Source organism: Streptomyces sp. NPDC059897, assembly GCF_042730865.1.
GTDB lineage: Bacteria > Actinomycetota > Actinomycetes > Streptomycetales > Streptomycetaceae > Streptomyces.
Genome location: NZ_JBHWKQ010000001.1, coordinates 312,962 through 330,924 on the forward strand (window position 1 = coordinate 312,962; position 17,963 = coordinate 330,924).

15 protein-coding genes are annotated in these 17,963 nt (G+C 71.7%); 1 reads left to right on the forward strand and 14 read right to left on the reverse strand.

All coding sequences use genetic code 11. The annotated features are described in order from the left end of the window. The 3 genes from ACFV9W_RS01500 to ACFV9W_RS01510 form a co-directional block, all read right to left on the reverse strand. Window positions 1-1,659 carry an AMP-binding protein gene (locus tag ACFV9W_RS01500; RefSeq protein ID WP_385754262.1) on the reverse strand — a complete coding sequence of 553 codons (1,659 nt, stop codon included), beginning with the start codon at window positions 1,657-1,659 and terminating at the stop codon, window positions 1-3. An 11-nt stretch (window positions 1,660-1,670) separates the two neighbouring features. After that, window positions 1,671-2,906: an NADH:flavin oxidoreductase gene (locus tag ACFV9W_RS01505; protein ID WP_385754265.1), complete on the reverse strand. Its 1,236-nt coding sequence runs from the start codon at window positions 2,904-2,906 to the stop codon at window positions 1,671-1,673. Between the two features lie 101 nt (window positions 2,907-3,007). Then, complete coding sequence (locus ACFV9W_RS01510) at window positions 3,008-3,769, reverse strand: SDR family NAD(P)-dependent oxidoreductase (protein ID WP_385754267.1); 762 nt, start codon at window positions 3,767-3,769, stop codon at window positions 3,008-3,010. A gap of 197 nt (window positions 3,770-3,966) precedes the next feature. On the opposite strand from ACFV9W_RS01510, the gene ACFV9W_RS01515 reads away from it, so the two are divergent. Next, the gene (locus ACFV9W_RS01515; RefSeq protein ID WP_385754269.1) at window positions 3,967-5,610 is read left to right on the forward strand and encodes a class I adenylate-forming enzyme family protein; all 1,644 of its coding nucleotides are present in this window, start codon (window positions 3,967-3,969) and stop codon (window positions 5,608-5,610) included. A gap of 76 nt (window positions 5,611-5,686) precedes the next feature. On the opposite strand, the gene ACFV9W_RS01520 is transcribed toward ACFV9W_RS01515, so the two are convergent. From ACFV9W_RS01520 to ACFV9W_RS01570, 11 genes are all read right to left on the reverse strand, one after another. Next, window positions 5,687-6,346, reverse strand: coding sequence for a PaaI family thioesterase (locus ACFV9W_RS01520; protein WP_385754272.1), 660 nt, complete (start codon window positions 6,344-6,346; stop codon window positions 5,687-5,689). Beyond that, the gene (locus ACFV9W_RS01525; protein WP_385754276.1) at window positions 6,343-7,224 is read right to left on the reverse strand and encodes a MaoC/PaaZ C-terminal domain-containing protein; all 882 of its coding nucleotides are present in this window, start codon (window positions 7,222-7,224) and stop codon (window positions 6,343-6,345) included. Before ACFV9W_RS01525 ends, ACFV9W_RS01520 begins: the two co-directional genes overlap by 4 nt. After that, on the reverse strand, window positions 7,221-9,452 hold the full coding sequence (locus ACFV9W_RS01530) for an acyl-CoA dehydrogenase (RefSeq protein WP_385754278.1): 2,232 nt from the start codon (window positions 9,450-9,452) through the stop codon (window positions 7,221-7,223). The genes ACFV9W_RS01525 and ACFV9W_RS01530 overlap by 4 nt, the downstream gene beginning before the upstream one ends. Window positions 9,453-9,458: 6 nt before the next feature. After that, window positions 9,459-10,619 carry a steroid 3-ketoacyl-CoA thiolase gene (locus ACFV9W_RS01535; protein ID WP_385754280.1) on the reverse strand — a complete coding sequence of 387 codons (1,161 nt, stop codon included), beginning with the start codon at window positions 10,617-10,619 and terminating at the stop codon, window positions 9,459-9,461. A 117-nt stretch (window positions 10,620-10,736) separates the two neighbouring features. Next, on the reverse strand, window positions 10,737-11,528 hold the full coding sequence (locus tag ACFV9W_RS01540) for an SDR family oxidoreductase (protein WP_385754282.1): 792 nt from the start codon (window positions 11,526-11,528) through the stop codon (window positions 10,737-10,739). An 18-nt stretch (window positions 11,529-11,546) separates the two neighbouring features. After that, complete coding sequence (locus ACFV9W_RS01545; protein WP_385754285.1) at window positions 11,547-12,302, reverse strand: SDR family NAD(P)-dependent oxidoreductase; 756 nt, start codon at window positions 12,300-12,302, stop codon at window positions 11,547-11,549. Beyond that, entirely contained in the window at window positions 12,299-13,792 is a 1,494-nt protein-coding gene (locus ACFV9W_RS01550; protein ID WP_385754287.1) for an FAD-dependent oxidoreductase, read from the reverse strand. Before ACFV9W_RS01550 ends, ACFV9W_RS01545 begins: the two co-directional genes overlap by 4 nt. Beyond that, window positions 13,789-14,718, reverse strand: a complete 930-nt coding sequence (locus tag ACFV9W_RS01555; RefSeq protein ID WP_385754290.1) for a VOC family protein — start codon at window positions 14,716-14,718, stop codon at window positions 13,789-13,791. Before ACFV9W_RS01555 ends, ACFV9W_RS01550 begins: the two co-directional genes overlap by 4 nt. A gap of 40 nt (window positions 14,719-14,758) precedes the next feature. Next, on the reverse strand, window positions 14,759-15,943 hold the full coding sequence (locus tag ACFV9W_RS01560; RefSeq protein ID WP_385754294.1) for an acyl-CoA dehydrogenase family protein: 1,185 nt from the start codon (window positions 15,941-15,943) through the stop codon (window positions 14,759-14,761). Window positions 15,944-15,951: 8 nt separating this feature from the next. Beyond that, window positions 15,952-17,016, reverse strand: coding sequence for a 4-hydroxy-2-oxovalerate aldolase (dmpG, locus tag ACFV9W_RS01565; RefSeq protein ID WP_385754297.1), 1,065 nt, complete (start codon window positions 17,014-17,016; stop codon window positions 15,952-15,954). Window positions 17,017-17,049: 33 nt separating this feature from the next. Further along, complete coding sequence (locus ACFV9W_RS01570; RefSeq protein WP_385754300.1) at window positions 17,050-17,958, reverse strand: acetaldehyde dehydrogenase (acetylating); 909 nt, start codon at window positions 17,956-17,958, stop codon at window positions 17,050-17,052. Window positions 17,959-17,963 lie beyond the last annotated feature (5 nt).

Sequence of the window (17,963 nt, forward strand, 5' to 3'; positions counted from 1 at the left end):
TCAGGGCAGGAAGCGTCCGCGCCCGCTGGCGAGGAACTCCGCGCGCAGCGCCGCCTTGTCCTCGTCGGTCATCAGGACGTACGCGGACCGTCCGCGTCCCGGCCGGTGGAAGACGGGATCGTCGACGCGCCACCCCTCGGCCTGCATCTCCTTCTTGCGGAGCTTGCCCGATCCGGTGGTCGGCAGCGCGTGCGAGACACGGACGTAGCGGGGGGTGCCCTTGGTGCCCAAGTCCTTTTGGTCCGAGAGGAATTGGGGCAACCGCAAGTCCTCGAATTTCCTGCCCTCGGGTATCTCGACGGCGGCCATCATCCGGTCTCCGGAACGGGGGTCGGGGACACCGAAGACGGCAGCGGCGACGATGTCGCGGTGGCGGCGCAGGACGCGTTCGGTCAGCAGGGCGGAGGTGTTCTCCCCGTCGACGCGGATCCAGTCCCCGCCGCGGCCGGCGAAGTAGAAGTACCCTGCCTCGTCGACGTAGCCGAGGTCTCCGGTCCAGTACCAGCCGTGGTGCACACGTTCGGCGTTGGCGGCGTCGTTCTTGTAGTACCCCTCGAAGCGGGCGGCGCCCTCGGTGTCGACGAGCTCCCCGATGGCCTCCTCGGGATTGCGGACCCGACCGTGCTCGTCGAGGAGCGCGGGCGGGCAGGTCTCACGGGTGTCCGCGTCGACGATCCGCACGCCGTCGCGGGCAGGCACGCCGAGTGCGGTGGGCGGACCGTCGGGTACGCGTTTGAGCATGCCGGAGCCCTCGCTGGAGCCGTACCCCTCGATGAGGCGGCAGCCGAAGCGGCGCAGGAAGGCGGCCTGGTCCTCGGGGGACGCCTCGGTGCCGAAGGCATGGGTGAGCCGGTTGTCGCCGTCGTCGGCCCGTTCCGGGAGGGCCAGGACGTAGGCGATGGCCTTGCCGACGTAGGTGAAGAAGGTGGCGCCGAAGTGCCGTACGTCCGGCAGGAATCCGGAGGCGGAGAACTTCGGGGTGAGGGCCACGGTGGCACCGGCGGCGAGCGCGGGCGCCCACAGGGCCATCAAGGCGTTGCCGTGGAACAGCGGCATCGGGCAGTAGCAGACGTCGGCGGCGCCGACGCCGTACTTGGCGGCGTTGGTGCGGCCGAGGGCGGCAAGGCGGCCCTGCGAGCAGATCGCCGCTTTGGAGGCGCCGGTGGTGCCGGAGGTGAAGAGCAGCAGCATGCGGGTGGCGGCGGTGACCTCCGGGTCACGGACGGGCTCCGCCGCCACGTGCGCGGCCAGCGCCTCGGCGTACGCCGGTTCGTCCACGAGCAGGTACCGCTCGGGCGGGACGCCGAGGTCGAGGCCGTCGAGGAGCGTGAGACCCGCACGGTCGGTGACGATCAACTGGCAGTCGGTGTGGCGTACTTCTTCCTCCAGGTAGGCGCCGCGCCGGGTCGGGTTGATGCCGACGACGGACGCGCCGGCGAAGGCCGCACCGCCGAGCCAGAACAGGTACTCGGGGGTGTTGTCGAGGAGTACGCCGATGTGAAGGGGCCGCTCGGTGCGCAGCGAGCGGGCCAGGGACGCGCGGGCCGCGCTCTCGTGGACGACCTCGTCCCAGGTCCAGTCCCGTTCCCGGGTGAGCAGGCCGGGGCGGTCGTCCCCGGTGCGGGCGAGCAGCAGGTCGGCGATGGTGTCGGGTTCCAACGTCGGCCCCCTCAACCGGTGATGGGCGACTGGCCGGCGGCGGTGCGTGCGCCGGGCGACTCGACGAGTACGCAACGGGTGCCGCCGTAGATGGTGACGAAGCACTTGTTGCAGTGGATACACAGGGACGGTGTGTCCGCGTCGGCCTGGATGCGGTTGATCAGGTCGGGTTCGCGCAGCAGGGCGCGGCCCATGGCGACGAACTGGAAGCCCTCGCGCATCGCCAGGTCCATGCTCGGCCGGCCGGTGATCCCGCCCAGCAGGATCAGCGGCATGTCGACGGCGGAGCGGATCTGCCGGGCCTGGTCGAGGAGGTAGGCGTCGTCGTACGGGTAGCTGTGCAGCACCTTCTTGCCGACGAGCTTGATACCGGTCCTGACCGGCTCGGGCATGATCTTCGTGAACTCGTGCAGCGGCGCGTCACCGCGGAAGAGATACATGGGGTTGAGCAGGGAGCTGCCCACGGTCAGTTCCAGGGCGTCGAGACACCCGTCGCTCTCCAGCCGGCGTGCGACGGGGATGGCCTCGTCGAGCCAGAAGCCGCCGGGGACGCCGTCGTCCATGTTGAGCTTGGCGATGACGGCGATCCGGTCGCCGACCGCCGCCCGCACGGCGTGCACGATGTCGCGCGCGAAGCGGAACCGGTTCTCCAGGCTCCCGCCGTACTCGTCCTTGCGGTGGTTGATGCGCGGGCTGAGGAAGGAGCTGGCGAGGTAGTTGTGGCCGAGGTGGATCTCGACGCAGTCGAATCCCGCCTCGACGGCCATGGCGGCGGCGTCGGCGTGGTTGCCGACGATGCGCTTCAGGTCGTCCCGGGTCGCCTCTTTGGCGAAGCTGAGGGTCGTCTTGTGGAAGTGGCGGCTGGGCGAGAGCGCGGGACGGCCGTTGGACTTCGGGTTGGCCACCGGACCCGCGTGACCGATCTGGGCGGAGACGGCCGCGCCTTCGGCGTGCACGGCGTCGGTCAGCTTGCGCAGCCCGGGCAGCGCCTCGGGCCGCCACAGCACCTGCTGCCGGTCGGTCCTGCCCTCCGGGGCCACCGCGCAGTAGGCGACGGTGGTCATGCCCACTCCCCCGGCCGCGTACCGGACGTGGAAGTCGATCAGGTCCTGGGTGACCAGGCTGTCGCGGCTCAGTCCTTCGTACGTCGCCGCCTTGACGATGCGGTTGCGCAGCGTGGTGGGGCCGAGTGTCGCGGGGGCCAGGACGTCCGGCGTTCCGGGCGGCTGGTGCGATGTCTGAGTCAAGGGGGGAAACCTCCGTCCGCACACCCGTCGTGGTGGCGGTTGGTGACGCTATTCAGGGATGGAAGGGTGGGCGCGGGCCGTCCCGCTGACCGGGAGCACCGTCAGTCGAAATTGGCCTGGCCGCCGTCCAGCGGAACCGTCGCGCCGGTGAGATAGCGGGCGTCGGGCCCGCACAGCATGGCCACGGCGCGGCCGATGTCCGCCTCGCAGTCACCGACGCGACGCAATGGGATGGAGGCGCAGAAGGCCTCGGCCTCCTCGGGGTTGGCCTCGGACCAGCGCAGGTACCCGGGGGACGCCGCGTGCGGGGCGATCGCGTTGACGCGGATGCCGTCGGGCCCCCACTCATTGGCGGCGGTGCGGGTCAGGGAGCGCACGGCGGTCTTGGCCGCGGCGTAGGCGCCATAGGTGCTCAGGTCCCAGCGGACCATGGCGGAGGTGACGAGGTTGATGACGACGCCGTCGCCGGAGGACTTGAGGTGCGGGTGGCAGGCCTTCATGAACGCGAAGGTCGCGAAGGGGCCGCTGCGGAAGCCACGTTGGAAGTCGGCGTCGCTCAGCGACAGCAGCGGCCCGTACGCGCCGTCGTAGACGTTGTTGACCAGGACGTCGATGCGCCCGAGGCGTTCCGCGATCTCCCGCACCAGGTGCGGGACACGTTCGGTGTCCGCCACGTCGCAGACGAATGTCTCGGCCCGTGCGCCGCGGGCCCACAACAGCTCGCGGGTGGCTGCGAGTTTCTCCGGTGTGCGGCCGAGTACCGCGACTGCCGCTCCCTGGTCGGCCAGGGCGAGGGCGATGCCCTGGCCCACGCCCTGTCCGGCGCCGGTGACGATCGCGACCTTGCCGTGGAGGTGGCCCATGGTCTCCCTCTTTTCCAGTCGGCTGCGACCGACCATGCTCAAGGGCCACGGGTGACATCGGGGTGCCGGTCCCACTGAGCGGTAGGGCGCCGGCCGCCGTGCGGCGGGCGTCCCGGTGACCGGGAACCGCGCTGCCCACCGCGGGCGGCGGGACGACGATGGCGCGCACATCATCCACTCCGGCGAGAGGGAGGCGCATGAGCGCGACGGCGGATCACCAGGAGACGGTGCCGGAGATCCTGCGACGGCTTACGGGCCCCGGCGGTGCCTTCGAACTGGTCCAGGAGGACGTGCTGGGAGCGCGAATACAGGTGTTCGCGCACCGGCGGAGGTCGCTGGCCGATGTGGTGGCCGCCTCCGTGGGACACGGTGAGCGGGACTACATCGTGACCGAGGACGAGCGGATCTCGTTCGCCGAGCACGCGCGTCACGTGGCCTCCCTGGCAAAGGTATTGGAGGAGGAGTACGGCGTCGGCAAGGGCGACCGGGTGGCGCTGCTGGCGGCGAACAGTCCGGGCTGGGTCGTCGCGTTCTGGGCCACGGTCTCGCTCGGCGCCGTCGCCGTCGGCTACAACGCCTGGTGGACCGCGCCGGAGATCGACTACGGACTCGGGCACACCCGGCCCAAGGTGGTGCTGGCCGACGCCAAGCGGGCAGCAGTGGTGGACGGCTCGCGGGTGCCGCTGCTGACGTTCGAGAAGGACGTCCCCGAGCTGGTGCGGCGGCACCCGGACGCGTCGCTGCCACGACCGGAGATCGCCGAGGACGACCCCGCGGTCATCATGTACACGAGCGGTACGTCGGGCCGCCCCAAGGGAGCGGTGCACACCCACCGCAACCTGCTGGCCGTCATCGACTACCTGTGCCTCAACAACCGGCTCATGGCCGACATGGGCGATCCGATCGCCCCGCAGCAGCGCCGGCATCTGCTGGCGCTGCCCCTCTTCCACATCGCGTCCCTGCACAACCTCGCGGTCCCCCGGCTCGTGGACGGCGGCGCCGTCGTGATGTACCAGGGCCGCTTCGAGGCCGAGCGGGTGCTGCGGCTCATCGAGCGGGAACGGGTCACCAACTGGGGCGCGGTGCCGACCATGGCACACCGCATCGTCGAGCACGGCGATCTCGGCGGCTACGACCTGTCGTCGCTGACGTCCTTCTCGCTGGCTTCGGCCCCCTCCTCCCCCGCCTTCCATGAACGGCTGCGCGCTGTGCTGCCGGTGGCGCGCAACGCGCTGGCCAACAGCTACGGTCTCACCGAGTCCTGCACCGGCGCGGCCGTTGCCACCCCGGCCGACCTCGCCGTGGCGCCCGACAGTCTGGGACGCCCTGTGGTGGCGGTGGAGCTGGAGGTGCGCGACCCGGCGGGCCGGCCACTGCCGGAGGGTCAGGAGGGCGAGATCTGCCTGCGCAGCCCGTACGTGATGCTCGGCTACTGGGAGGACCAGGAGGCCACCGACCATGCCATCAGGGCGGGCCGTTGGCTGCACACGGGTGACATCGGGCTGCTGGAGGACGGCCGGCTGCGACTGACCAGCCGGCGTTCGGACCTGATCCTGCGCGGCGGCGAGAACGTCTATCCGGCGGAGATCGAGGGCGTGCTGGCCGAGTGTCCGGGGGTGCGGGAGTGCCTGGTGGTCGGTGTGCCCCATCCGGACCTGGGCCAGGAGGTGGCTGCGGTGGTCGTCACGGACGCGGACGCGGGCCTCACCCCCAAGGCCCTGACCGATTACGTCCGCGAGCGCCTGGCGTACTACAAGGTGCCGTCGCGCTGGCGGATCACCTCGGAAGGCCTGCCGCGCAACGCGACGGGGAAGGTCATACGCCGCGACGTGTCCGTCTGACCGGCAGGCACACCACAGCGGGCCCCGGGCCGGAGATTCACTCCGGCCCGGAGCCCGCCGCTGGTGTGTCCGTGGCTCAGCTGGGGCGGGGCAACTCCTTTGCGATGAACAGCCCTTGGACCGTCACGCACGCACGGCCCCCCGCCACGATGGACCCTTCCGTACGGATCTTCCTGCCGTCGACGGAGAGCTGGCGGCCGGTGACGGTGAGGGGTTCGAACAGCGGGGTGGGGCGCAGGTAGCGCAGCGTGAGTTCGGCGGTCATCCCCGACAGGCCGGCCCAGTGGTTGGCCACGCCGAGGGTGTGGTCGAGCAGCAGCGCCGACACACCGCCGTGCGCGCAGCGTGGCGGGCCCTGGTAGGCGAGGCCGAGGCTGACGGTGCCCTGGACGGAGCCGTCGTCCTGGCCGATGAGCTTCAGGGGCGGGGCGAGAGCGTTCTCCGGTCCTGTGACGGGGTCGTGCCGGGTGACTCCGGCGCCCTGCCACATGGTGACGAGGCGCTCCTCCAGGCCGGGCGCACGTTCCGTCAACTGGTCGGCCAGGGCGTCGAGTTGCTTGGACACGCCCGCCATGTCGACGTCCGTGTCGTCGCCGGCCCGGAGCAGGGCTTCGACCAGTCTGCGGGCGGCGGCGGTCGCCGCGTCGACACCTTCGTCGTGGGCGGCGGCGACCAGGGCATCCGGCCGTGGGACGGGCTCGGTGGGTACGGGGGCGGGGTGGCAGTCGGCGGTCATCCGGTGATCCTCGCGGTCGCGTGGGTGAGTACGGGGGCGTCGTCGCGCTCCGGACAGGTGGCGTGCAGCAGTAGCCGGTCGCCTTCGCGCCAGACGGCGGTGCGGAGGCTCTCGCCGGGGAGGAGGACGCCCGCGAACCGTACGGACAGGTCCGTCAGCCTGCTCGCGTCGCCGCCGAGGAGGCCGCCGACGAGGGCCTTGGCTACCAGGCCGTAGGAGGCGAGGCCGTGCAGGACGGGCCGCTCGAATCCGGCGGACCTGGCGAACTCGGGGTCGGCGTGAAGGGGGTTGAGGTCGCCGTTCAGCCGGTAGAGCAGGGCTTGTTGGGGAGTGGTGGGGGTGTCCAGCACGGCGTCGGGGGCGCGGTCGGGTGCGTTCCAATCGGTCCGCGGGGCGGGATCCGAACCGAAGCCGCCCGCGCCGTGGGCCCAGATCCGCATCCTGCTCGTCCACAGCGGCTCGCCCTCCCGCCCGGTCGCCGCGGATTCCCGCACGATGACGGCCGCCTTGCCCTTGTCCCAGAGTTCGACGACTCGGGACGCGAGGGTGGCCGCGCCGGAGGCCGGAAGGCCGCGGTGAATGCGCAGTTCCTGCCCGGCGTGCAGGATGCGGCGCAAGTCGATCTCGATGCCCGGGAGCTCGAAGGACGGGTCCGGATCGGTGCCCGTGGAGACACCACTACCGGCGACCATCGCGAAGGTGGGAAGCACCGTCAGGCCGTGCTCGTATGACTCGTAGGTGAGGCCGAGCTCCGGCCCCACCGCCGCGTCGGCGCCCGCGCCGAGGCTGAGGTGGTAGAGGAGCACGTCCCGGGTCGTCCAGGAGATCTCCTGAACGGTCGGGGGCGCGCCGAGTGCCTTGTCACGGTCGATCTTCATGCGCGGTTGTTCCCCTCGGAAGTCCTGGCGGCCGGTACGGGTGAGGGGTCACGCGGCAGCCCGAGGATGCGCTCCCCGATGATGTTCAGCTGCACCTCGGTGGTGCCTCCCGCGATGGACATGCATCGGGAGTTGAGGAACCACCAGGTCGGGTCCTGGCGAGGGCCCTCACCGGAGAGGGAGGCGTCGCCCAGCCAGTCCATGGCGGTCTCCCACACCTGCTGGAGGTGTTCCACCCCAACCAGTTTGGCGATACTCGCCTCGGCGCCGGGCTGCTGTCCGGAGACCGTACGCAGGGTGGCGCGCAGGCCGAGGAGGCCGCCGGCCTGCGCGTCGCAGAGGATGGCGCCAAGGGTGGTGAGCCGTTCGTCGTCCATGTCCGCGGGAGCGGTCTCGGCGAGTTCGAGCAGCGCCTCGCCGCCCGAGCCGAGCGAGGAGTCGTGGGAGAGGGCGACGCGTTCATTGGCGAGGGTGGTGCGGCTGAGCCGCCAGCCGTCGCCGGGCGCGCCGACGAGCAGCTCGTCGGGGACGAACACGTCATCGAGGAACACCTCGTTGAACTCGGCCTCGCCGGTGATCTGCCGCAGAGGCCGGATGTCGATGCCTGCGCTGCTCATGTCGAGCAGGAAGTACGACACCCCCTTGTGCTTGGGGACGTCCGGATCGGTGCGGGCGAGCAGGATGCCCCAGTCGGCGTCCTGGGCCCCGGAGGTCCACACCTTCTGCCCGGTGATCCGCCAGCCGCCGTCGGCCTTGACCGCGCGGGTGGACAGACCGGCCAGGTCGGATCCCGCACCGGGCTCGCTGAACAGCTGGCACCACTGGATCTCGCCGCGCAGGCTGGGCCGCAGGAACCGCTCGCGCTGTGCGTCGTCCCCGTGGGCCACGAGAGTGGGCACCACCCAGCCGCCGATGATCATGTCAATGGGCTTGAGGCCCGCGGTACGGAGCTCCTCGGCGATGACGAGCTGGGTGACGGCGTCGGCGCCCTTGCCCCAGGGGGCGGGCAGATGCGGGGCGGTGTAGCCGCGGTCGGCGAGGAAGACGGGACGCTCGGCCTCGGTCAGAGCGGCGGCCTCGCCGAGTTCGGCGCGGATCTCCTCGCGTACGGCCGCCGCGGAGGGCGGCAGTTCGACCCCGAGCCGGCGGCGGGAGCCGTCCAGGGTGAGCCGGGCCACGCGGCGCCGCCACCGCGCGGCGGACCCCAGCGCGATCCGCAGGGTCTGGGCCCGGCGCAGGTACAGGTGGGCGTCGTGCTCCCAGGTGAAGCCGATGCCGCCGAGCACCTGGATGCAGTCCTTGGCGGCGGCGAATCCCGCGTCGACGGCGGTGGCCGCGGCGACCGCGGCCGCGAGCGAGGCCTCGCGGGGGTCGTCGACGGCGCCGGGGTCGGCGGCGCGGGCCGCGTCCCAGGCGCAGGCGCGGGCCTGCTCGGCCTGCGCGAGCATCCGTGCGCAGCGGTGCTTGACGCCCTGGAACTGTCCGATGGGGCGGCCGAACTGCTCGCGGACGCGGGCGTAGTCGGCGGCGGTGGTCACGGACCAGTCCGCGATACCGGAGGCCTCCGCCGCGAACAGGGTGGCGGCAAGGTCGAGCGGCAGTCGCGGGTCGACTGCCAGGATGTCGGAGGCCGGTACCGTCACCGCCTGGGCGCGCACCAGGGACGAGCGACGGGTCAGATCGTGGCTGCGCTGGTGGGTGGTCTCCACTGCGGCGCGCGGCACCACGACCCACGCGGTGGTGTCACCGTCCGCGGCGGGCAGGACGAAGAGGTCGGCGGTGTGTCCTGCGATGACCGGGCCGCACTCACCGGACAGTTCGGCCGTGCCGTCGTCGCGGCGGGTCAGGGTGAGGGTGCCGGGGCGCAGGGCGACGGCGCCGATGACGGTGCCGTCGGCGAGGCCCGGCAGGTGGGCGGGGTGCGCGGCCCGGTGCAGGATCGCCGCGGCGAGGGTGGTCGGCAGGAAGGGCCCTGGCGCCGCGGCCCGACCCAACTCCTCGACGACGACACCGAGTTCGATGACCCCGTAGCCCGCCCCTCCGGCCTCCGCGGGCAGGTGCAGGCCGAGCAGGCCCTGCTCGGCGAGGGCCCGCCAGTACGGCGGGAGCGTCGTGTCGTCCTCGGCGTCGACGGCCTTGCGCAGGACGTCCGCGGTGATGTGCCGGCCGGTGAAGGCTCGTACGGAGTCACGCAGGTCGCGGTGCTCCTCGGTCAGCCCGATGGTCATGGTGTCTCAGATCCGTTCGATGATGGTCGCCGTCGAGTGCGCCCCGCCGGCGCACATGGTGATCAGCGCGGTGGACTTGTCGGCGCGCTCCATCTCGTACAGCGCCTGAGTGATCAGCCGGGCGCCGGTGGAGCCCACGGCGTGGCCGAGCGCGATGGCGCCGCCGTTGACGTTCACCTTGTCCATGTCGGCCTTGTGGACCTGTGCCCACGACAGCACCACGGAAGCGAACGCCTCGTTGATCTCGACGAGGTCGATGTCGTCCAGGGTCATCCCTGCCTTGTCCAGGACCGTGCGGGTCGCTTCGACGGGGCCGTCGAGGTGGTAGTAGGGGTCGGAGCCGACCATGGTGGAGGCGACGATCCGGGCGCGGCCGCGCAGCCCGAGGCGGTCTGCGCGCTCCTTGGCCATCAGCAGGACGGCGGCGGCGCCGTCGCTGATCTGCGAGGAGTTGCCCGCGGTGTGGATGCCGTCGGGCACGACGGGCTTCAGCGCGGCGAGGGCTTCGGCCGTGGTGTCGCGCAGCCCCTGGTCGCGGGAGACGACGGCGCGTTCACCGGTGGGCCCCTCGGACCCCATCACCGGGGCGTCGATGTCGAGGACCTGCCCCGTGAAGCGGCCCTCGGCCCAGGCGCGGGCGGCCTTCTGCTGGGAGGCGAGCCCGAGGGCGTCGGCGTCGGCGCGGGTGATGCCGCGCTTGCGCGCGATCCGCTCGGCGGCGGTGAACTGGTCCGGCATGTCGAGCGACCAGTCGTCGGGTACGGGCGTTCCGGTGCCGGGGGTCTGCGCCTGGCCGAGGAAGACCCGGCTCATCGACTCGCCGCCGCAGCCGATGCCGACGTCGATGGTGCCCGCGGCGATCAGTCCGTGGATCAGGTGTACGGCCTGCTGCGAGGATCCGCAGGCGCAGTCGATGGAGGTGCAGGCGGTCGAGTGCGGAAGACCGCCGTGCAGCCAGGCGGTGCGGGTCACGTTGTTGGACTGCTCGCCCGCCTGCGTGACGCAGCCCCCGACGACCTGCTCGACCGCGTCGGGCGCGAGGCCCGCCTTCGCCAACAGGCCCTGTTGCGCCTGGCCGAGCAGTGCGGCCGGGTGCAGACCGGACAGGACTCCGCGTCGCCGGCCGACCGGTGTGCGCGCGGCTTCGACTATGACGGCCTCGGCCATGGTTCTCCGTAGGGGTGAGGCGGCCCGTGGGGCCGGGTTGATGTGGTCGCTTGCACCTCCATAACTAGAATTCATTCTGTAATACGGCAAGGGCGCGTCCCACTCAGTGGGGCGGGCTCACGTGTGGTCCGGGCCGCGCAGCACCGCTTCGGCGCCCCCGTCGACGTACAACACCTGCCCGGTGACATGGGAGTTCTCGGCGCTGGTCAGCCAGCGCAGGGCCCGCGCGATCACCTCGGGCTCCGCGTGGCCGTTCAGTGGCATCGGCACGGCCTGCGCGACGATCCTGCGCTGCTCCTCGGTGACAGCGATGGCCGCGTGCATCGGCGTGAGAACGACTCCGGGGGCGACGGCATTCAGCGGGATCCCCGCGCCCGCCCACGCGTCGGTGACGCTCGTGTGACGCACCCAGCGGGCCAGGGCCGCCTTCGACGCGGGGTAGAGGGCGCCGCCCTCGCCCGCTTCCGCGAGCACGGCGGCCGCGGCGAGCGCCGCATGCTCGTCCCCGGCGAGGCAGGCCGCGACGACGTTCTGCGCGCCTGGCCTGGTCCCGACGATGGATCCGACGAACGCGGCGCGGGGCGCCTCGGCCCTGGCCAGGGCCGGCCTGAGCCCTTGGAGCAGTTCGGTGACGCCGAAGTAGTTGACCGCGATGACGGCGGGCACGCGGGCCGAGATTCCGGCGCAGGCGATCACCGCGTCGAGGACTCCCCCGCTGCGCTCGAGGACGGCTCGGACGGCATCCTGCCGCCCTTCGGCGGTGCCGAGGTCAACGCAGACGTCGGCGTCCTTCAGATCGACGCCGATCACGTCGTCCCCCTGGGCGCGCAGCATCTCGGCGAGGGCCCTACCGATACCCGAGGCCACCCCGGTCACAACCACCCTGCGTCGTACGGGTATTGACGTCATGAGAACGCGACCCTTCTGTCAGATGTGGGAGCCGCCGTCGGCCCGGATCTCCGCGCCGGTGAGATAACCGGCGTCCGGGGACGCCGCGAACGCGATCACGCCCGCGATCTGCTCGGGGTCACCCGCCCCGAACGGCGCGCGGATGCGCTGGTAGTAGCTGGTGTCCCGGTCCGGCGGCAGCATGTCGGGCCGGGCGGTCAGGGGCGTGAGGACGGTGCCGGGCGAGACCGGCACGACCCGGATGCGGCGGTGTGCCACCTCGGCCGCCAGGGACAACGAGAACGCCAGCACCGCCCCCTTGGTGGCGGAGTAGGCGCTCATGAACGGATTCCCGTGGGTCGCGGACGACGAGGCCACGTTGACGATGGCGCCGCGACCGTCGGGCAGATGGCCCAGCGCCTCCCGGCAGAAGACCGCCGTGCCGACGACGTTGACGTCGAACAGGTGCCGCAGGTCGTCGACGGTGAGCCGGTCGATCGGCGTGGTGCGGTGCACGCCCGCCACGTTGACCAGGACCTCGATGCCGCCCAACTCCTCGGCGGCGCGGGCCACGGCGGCCACGACGGCGTTCTCGTCGCACACGTCTGCTACGTGGGTGCGGATGCGCCCCGTACTGCCGGGCGGGAGGCGATCAGCGGTCTCCCGCAGGCCATCCGCGGACAGGTCGACGGCGAAGACGGCGGCGCCTTCCGAGGCGAGCCGCAGCGCGGTGGCGCGGCCGATGCCGGAGGCGGCGCCGGTGAGGAGGACGGAGGTGCCTTCGAAACGGTTCATGCGATGCCTTTCCGGGCGGCGGTCAACCCCGCCCGGCGGCCGAAGAACGTGCCGTCGCCCAGCGAGGTACCACTGACGTAGCCGGCCCCGTGAATGCCGGACGCGGCGCGGCCCGCCGCGAACAGGCCGGGGACCGGCGCGCCCGAGACATCGAGCACACCGCCGTCGACGGTGGTGTGCAGCCCGCCCAGAGTGAAGCCCGCCGCGCCGGGACCGGCTCCCGCGCTCGCCCGCCCTCCTCCGCCGTGGAAACCGAGTCGCGGGTCGAGGGCGGCGAAGGGCGCCTTGAGGGGCCGCACCCATCGGGTGTCCTTGTGGAAGTACGGGTCGTCGCCGTGCTCGGCGTGCCGGTTGTACGTACCGATGGCGGCCTCCAACGCGCCTTCGGGCATGCCGAGTTCACGCCCCAGGACGGCCGGACTGTCGTCGGCGTGCCGGGGCAGCACACCCCAGCGTTCGGCCTCGGGGACGGACTCGTAGCCCTCCTGATCGACGATCACCCAGTACGGGCTCGGCTGGGTCAGTACCGCCGCCGTGCTGAACAGGCCCGGGTAGACATCCTCGTTGATGAAGCGCTGCCCGTGGGCGTTGACCAGCATGCCGCGCACGGCCAGGGCGGGCAGCGCGGTCATGGCGATCTCGACAGCGGCCATCCGCCGGGTGGCCGCGCCGAGAGCGCAGGCCATTCGAATGCCGCTGCCGTCGTCAAGGCCGTCGCTGACCTTGCCCAGACCGAGCAGGGCGGGGGCGTGGTCGGCGAGCATGTCTTCGTTGTCGACGAATCCGCCGGTGGTCAGAATGACACCACGTCGGGCCCGAAACGCCAGGTCCTGCCCGTACCGGCGGGCACTGACACCCACGACCCGGCCGTCTTCCTCCGTGATGAGCGCACCGGCAAGGGTGTCGGTGCGCACGGCGGCACCGGCCTCACCAGCGGCGGCGACCAGCTTCTCCATCAGCAGGCCGCCGCCGAAGTGGCGCACGGCGGGACGGTGTCCGCGCGGCACGGGGCGGGCGAGGGTGTCGTAGGGCCAGGCGTTCTCACCCAGCCACATCAGGCCGTCTTTCGAGGGTGGCATCCAACTCGGTTTCTCCCACAGGGAGTTCTCGAAGGGGACGCCCCGGTCGACGAACCACTGGAAGTGCTCGGTGCTGCCGTCGCAGTAGACACGCAGCTTCTCCTCGTCGGCGTGCGGTCCGAGTGCGGCCGACAGGTAGGCGAACATGTCGTCGGCGGTGTCCTCGAAACCGCACGCCTTCTGTACGGGGGTGCCACCGCCGAGGTACAGCTCACCGCCCGACAGCGCCGAGGAGCCGCCCGGCCCTCCGGCGCGCTCCAGTACCAGGACGTCGGCGCCGGCCGACGCCGCCTCGAAGGCGGCCGAAGCGCCGGCGCATCCGAAGCCCACGACGAGGACATCGACTTCGGTTTCGTAGTGAGTGACGGACGAGGCACGGACAGGAGTGACGACCGGTCGCGCCGGGTTCATACGTCCGCCTTCGGCGGCGAGAACGCCGCGAGCGGCTCGGAGCCCGACCAGTCGTGGCCCCAGTAGCTGTCGGCGGTGATCTCCTCGGCGGTGTAGTGGGCCTCGTCGACGAGGAGTCCTTCGGTGCCGTACTCCAGGTCCCAACCGCCTGGCGCCCGTACGTAGAAGGAGACCATCTTGTCGTTGGTGTGTCGGCCGAGCGTGGAGGACAGCGGGAAGCCGAGGCGGCCGACGTTGTCGAGGGCGCGGCCGACCGCGTCCAGGGTGTCGACCTCGACCATGAGGTGGACCAGGCCGGGGGCCTCGCCGTGTGGGGCCGGGCACAGGGCCAGGCTGTGGTGGCGCTGGTTGACCCCCATGAAGCGCACGCGGCGCGGTGGGACGTCCGGCGACTGGACGCTCAGCTTGACCGCGCCGCGCGGCAGGAAGCCGAGGGTCTCGGTGTAGAAGGCGACCGTCTCGTCCATGTGCGTGGTGGGCAGGACGACATGGCCCATGCCCTGGGCACCGGTGACGAAGTGCTGGCCGAAGCCGGTGAGGACGGGGCTGTGGTCGAGGACGGGCCCGAAGAACACCTCGACGCGGACACCGGCCGGGTCCTCGAAGGCGATGGCCTGTTCCACGTCCAGGGCCTGGGCCTCCTGCCAGGTCAGCTCCTTGACCGGAGTGCCCGATGCCTCGACGGCGCGGGCGACCTCGGCCAGCGCGAACTGGTCGCGCACCTCCCAGCCGACGGCCTCGGCGCGGTCGGTGTCACCCGGCAGGACGACGAGCCGGGCTTTGCGCTCGTCCATCCTGAGGTAGAGGCCGTCCTGCTCGGGCCCGGTCCCCTCGGCGAACCCCAGGGCTCCCACGGTGAGTTCGCGCCAGCGGGCGACGTCCCGGGTGCGGACCCGGACGTACCCGAGTCCTTTGATGTGTGTCATGTATTTCCTCCAACCGCTTCCTGTGGGGGTCCCGCCGGTGTCAGATCATCGAGCGCATGGGCCCCTGCGGGGGCTCCACGCCGATCTGGGTCAGCGCCGCGACGTGGAAGACCGCTCCCGTCACATGGATGGCGTGGGCGAGGCCGGTGTGGGCGTCGCGCCAGAAACGCTGGATGGGGTTGCTCATCCGCATGGCGTTGCCGCCGGAGCGGGCGACGATCTCGTCGACCGCGCGGACGGCCCGCCAGGCGGCCCGCGCCTGGGTGCGGCGGCCGACGGCCCGCCGGTCGAATCCGATCGGCCGACCGGCCGCCACCATGTCGTGCAGGACGCTGATGTTGTCCAGCAGGGCGGCGCGGGAGGCGGCTATCTCCGCGGCGGCCTCGCTGACCGCGTACAGGACGTACGGGTCGTCACGGACGGCGGTGCCGGTGATCTGGACGCGGTCGCGCTGGTAGGCGAGGTGGTGGGCGAGGGCGCCCTCGCAGATGCCGATGACGGAAGCGGTGATGCCGAGCGGGAAGGCCGCCGAGAACGGCAGCCGGTACATCGGGTTGGCCAGTCCCGCCTCCTCGGCGAGGCTGCCGTCGACGACCTTGGCGTAGTCGACGACCCGGTAGTCGGGCACGAAGGCGTCCTTGACGACGACGTCCTTGCTGCCGGTGCCGCGCAGGCCGACCACGTCCCAGGAGTCGTCGACGATCTCGTAGTCCGCACGCGGCAGGATCACGTGCACGGAGCGCGGCGGGTTCAGCCGCTCACCCTCCTCGTCGGCGAGGAAGGCGCCGAGGAAGATCCAGTCGCAGTGGTCGGTGCCGGAGGAGAACTGCCAGTGGCCGTTGAAGACGTAGCCGCCGTCGGCGGGGCGCAGCAGCCCCATGGGAGCGTACGGGGAGGCGATCCAGGTGTCGGGGTTCTCGCCCCAGACCTCCTCCTGCACCCGCGGGTCGGCCATCGCCATCTCCCACGGGTGGACGCCGACGACGCCGGCCACCCAGCCGGTGGAGCCGTCGCATGCGGCGATCTCCATGACGGTCTCGGCGAACTCCCGTGGATGCAGCTCGAGTCCGCCGTACTTCTTCGGCTGGAGCATCCGGATCGCCCCGGACTCCCGCAGCACCTTGACCGTCTGGTCGTCCAGACGGCCGAGTGACTCGTTCGCGGGCCCCAGGGCGCGGATCTCCTCCGCGCGTTCGACGACGGCGTCGAGTACCGGATTGGGCATGAGTGTGCTCACTTCCCCGCGGGCGTCGGCCCGGTCGTGTCCTCCGCCGCGCCGGCCCGCTCCGCGAGCCCCACGGCGATCTCGATGAGTTGGTCCTCCTGGCCGCCGACGAGCTTGCGTCGTCCGGCCTCCAGAAGGAGTTCGGTGCCGGAGACGCCATACTTGGCGGCCTGCCGGTCGGCGTGCGCGAGGAAGCTGGAGTAGACGCCCGCGTAGCCCATGGTCAGCGACATCCGGTCGAGCAGCCGGTCGCCGCCCATGATCGGCAGGACGACGTCCTCGGCGGCGTCGATGATTCTGGTGGTGTCGATGCCGGTACGGATGCCGAGCTTGTCGGCGACGGCCGCGAACGCCTCGACGGGGGTGTTGCCCGCGCCCGCGCCGAATCGGCGGGTGGATCCGTCGATCTGCACGGCGCCGGCCCGCACGGCGGAGACCGAGTTGGCGACGCCGAGCCCCAGGTTCTCGTGGCCGTGGAAGCCGACCTGGGCGTCGTCGCCGAGTTCGGCGACGAGCGCGGCGACGCGGTCCCCGACGTCTTCTAGGACCATCGCGCCCGCGGAGTCCACGACGTACACGCACTGGCAGCCCGCGTCGGCCATGATCCGGCCCTGCCGGGCGAGGGCCTCGGGCGAGCTGCTGTGCGCCATCATGAGGAACCCGACGGTTTCCAGGCCGAGTTCGCGGGCCAGGCCGAAGTGCTGGGCGGCGATGTCGGCCTCTGTGCAGTGGGTGGCGATGCGGCAGATCGCGGCGCCGTTGTCGGCGGCCTCGCGGATGTCGTCCTGGATGCCGAGTCCGGGCAGCATCAGGAAGGCGATCCTCGCCTGCCGGGCGGTCTTCACCGCCTCTTTGATGAGTTCCTGCTCCGGGGTGTGGCTGAAGCCGTAGTTGAACGAGGATCCGCCGAGGCCGTCGCCGTGGGTGACCTCGATGACGGGGACCCCGGCGTCATCGACGGCGGCGACGACGGACCGCACCTCCTCCACGGTGAACCGGTGCTGCTTGGCGTGCGAGCCGTCCCGCAGCGAGGAGTCGGTGACGCGGATGTCGAGGTCTGCGCTGAAGGGCATGGCAGAGGGACTCCTTGAGGTTCGGGACATGGTTCAGGACGCGATGCGCCGGGCGGTGATCCGCTGGGCGAAGCCCTCACCGACCTTGGTGGCGGCGGCGGTCATGATGTCGAGGTTCCCGGAGTACGGCGGCAGGAAGTCGCCCGCGCCCTCCACCTCCAGGAAGATCGCGACCCGGGCCGGGGTGCCACCGGCGGAGTCCGGGTCGTCGAACTGCGGCTCGGCGCGCAGCCGGTAGCCGGGCACGTATGAGGCGACCTGGCCCACCACGTCGTGGATGGACGCGGTGATCGCCGCGCGGTCGGCGTCCTCGGGGACGGCGCAGAAGACGGTGTCCTGCATCAGCATCGGAGGTTCGGCCGGATTGAGGATGATGATGGCCTTGCCGCGGGCGGCACCGCCGATGGTCTCGATGCCCCGGCTGGTGGCAAGGGTGAACTCGTCGATGTTGGCGCGGGTTCCGGGTCCCGCCGAGGGCGAGGCGACGCTCGCCACGATCTCCGCGTACGCGACCTCGGTGACCCGGGAGACGGCGTGCACCATCGGGATGGTGGCCTGTCCGCCGCAGGTGATCAGGCTGACGTTGGGGGCGTCCAGGTGTGCGCCGAGGTTGACGGCGGGGACGACGGCGGGACCGAGCGCGGCGGGGGTCAAGTCGATGGCCTGGATGCCGAGTTCGGCGTACTTGGGGGCGTTCGTCCGGTGCACACCGGCTGAGGTCGCCTCGAAGACGAGGTCGGGGCGCTCGTCCTGGGCGAGCAGCGCGTCCACGCCCTCGGCGCTCGCCGTCAGGCCCTCCTCGGCGGCGCGCTTGAGGCCCGGGCTCTGCGCGTCGATGCCGATCATCCAGCGTGGCTCGATCGTCTCCGACCGGAGCAGTTTGTACATGAGGTCGGTTCCGATGTTTCCGGAGCCGACGATGGCGGCGGTCGCCTTGGTCACGGTTC

What these genes read in the sequence shown, in the direction of transcription:
- ACFV9W_RS01515 (WP_385754269.1), top strand. Translation starts at nt 3,967, where the DNA reads ATGAGCGCGACGGCGGATCACCAGGAGACGGTGCCGGAGATCCTGCGA.
- ACFV9W_RS01560 (WP_385754294.1), bottom strand. Translation starts at nt 15,943, where the DNA reads ATGCCCAATCCGGTACTCGACGCCGTCGTCGAACGCGCGGAGGAGATC.
- ACFV9W_RS01520 (WP_385754272.1), bottom strand. Translation starts at nt 6,346, where the DNA reads ATGACCGCCGACTGCCACCCCGCCCCCGTACCCACCGAGCCCGTCCCA.
- ACFV9W_RS01535 (WP_385754280.1), bottom strand. Translation starts at nt 10,619, where the DNA reads ATGGCCGAGGCCGTCATAGTCGAAGCCGCGCGCACACCGGTCGGCCGG.
- ACFV9W_RS01540 (WP_385754282.1), bottom strand. Translation starts at nt 11,528, where the DNA reads ATGACGTCAATACCCGTACGACGCAGGGTGGTTGTGACCGGGGTGGCC.
- ACFV9W_RS01525 (WP_385754276.1), bottom strand. Translation starts at nt 7,224, where the DNA reads ATGAAGATCGACCGTGACAAGGCACTCGGCGCGCCCCCGACCGTTCAG.
- ACFV9W_RS01545 (WP_385754285.1), bottom strand. Translation starts at nt 12,302, where the DNA reads ATGAACCGTTTCGAAGGCACCTCCGTCCTCCTCACCGGCGCCGCCTCC.
- ACFV9W_RS01510 (WP_385754267.1), bottom strand. Translation starts at nt 3,769, where the DNA reads ATGGGCCACCTCCACGGCAAGGTCGCGATCGTCACCGGCGCCGGACAG.
- ACFV9W_RS01550 (WP_385754287.1), bottom strand. Translation starts at nt 13,792, where the DNA reads ATGAACCCGGCGCGACCGGTCGTCACTCCTGTCCGTGCCTCGTCCGTC.
- dmpG (WP_385754297.1), bottom strand. Translation starts at nt 17,016, where the DNA reads ATGCCCTTCAGCGCAGACCTCGACATCCGCGTCACCGACTCCTCGCTG.
- ACFV9W_RS01555 (WP_385754290.1), bottom strand. Translation starts at nt 14,718, where the DNA reads ATGACACACATCAAAGGACTCGGGTACGTCCGGGTCCGCACCCGGGAC.
- ACFV9W_RS01530 (WP_385754278.1), bottom strand. Translation starts at nt 9,452, where the DNA reads ATGACCATCGGGCTGACCGAGGAGCACCGCGACCTGCGTGACTCCGTA.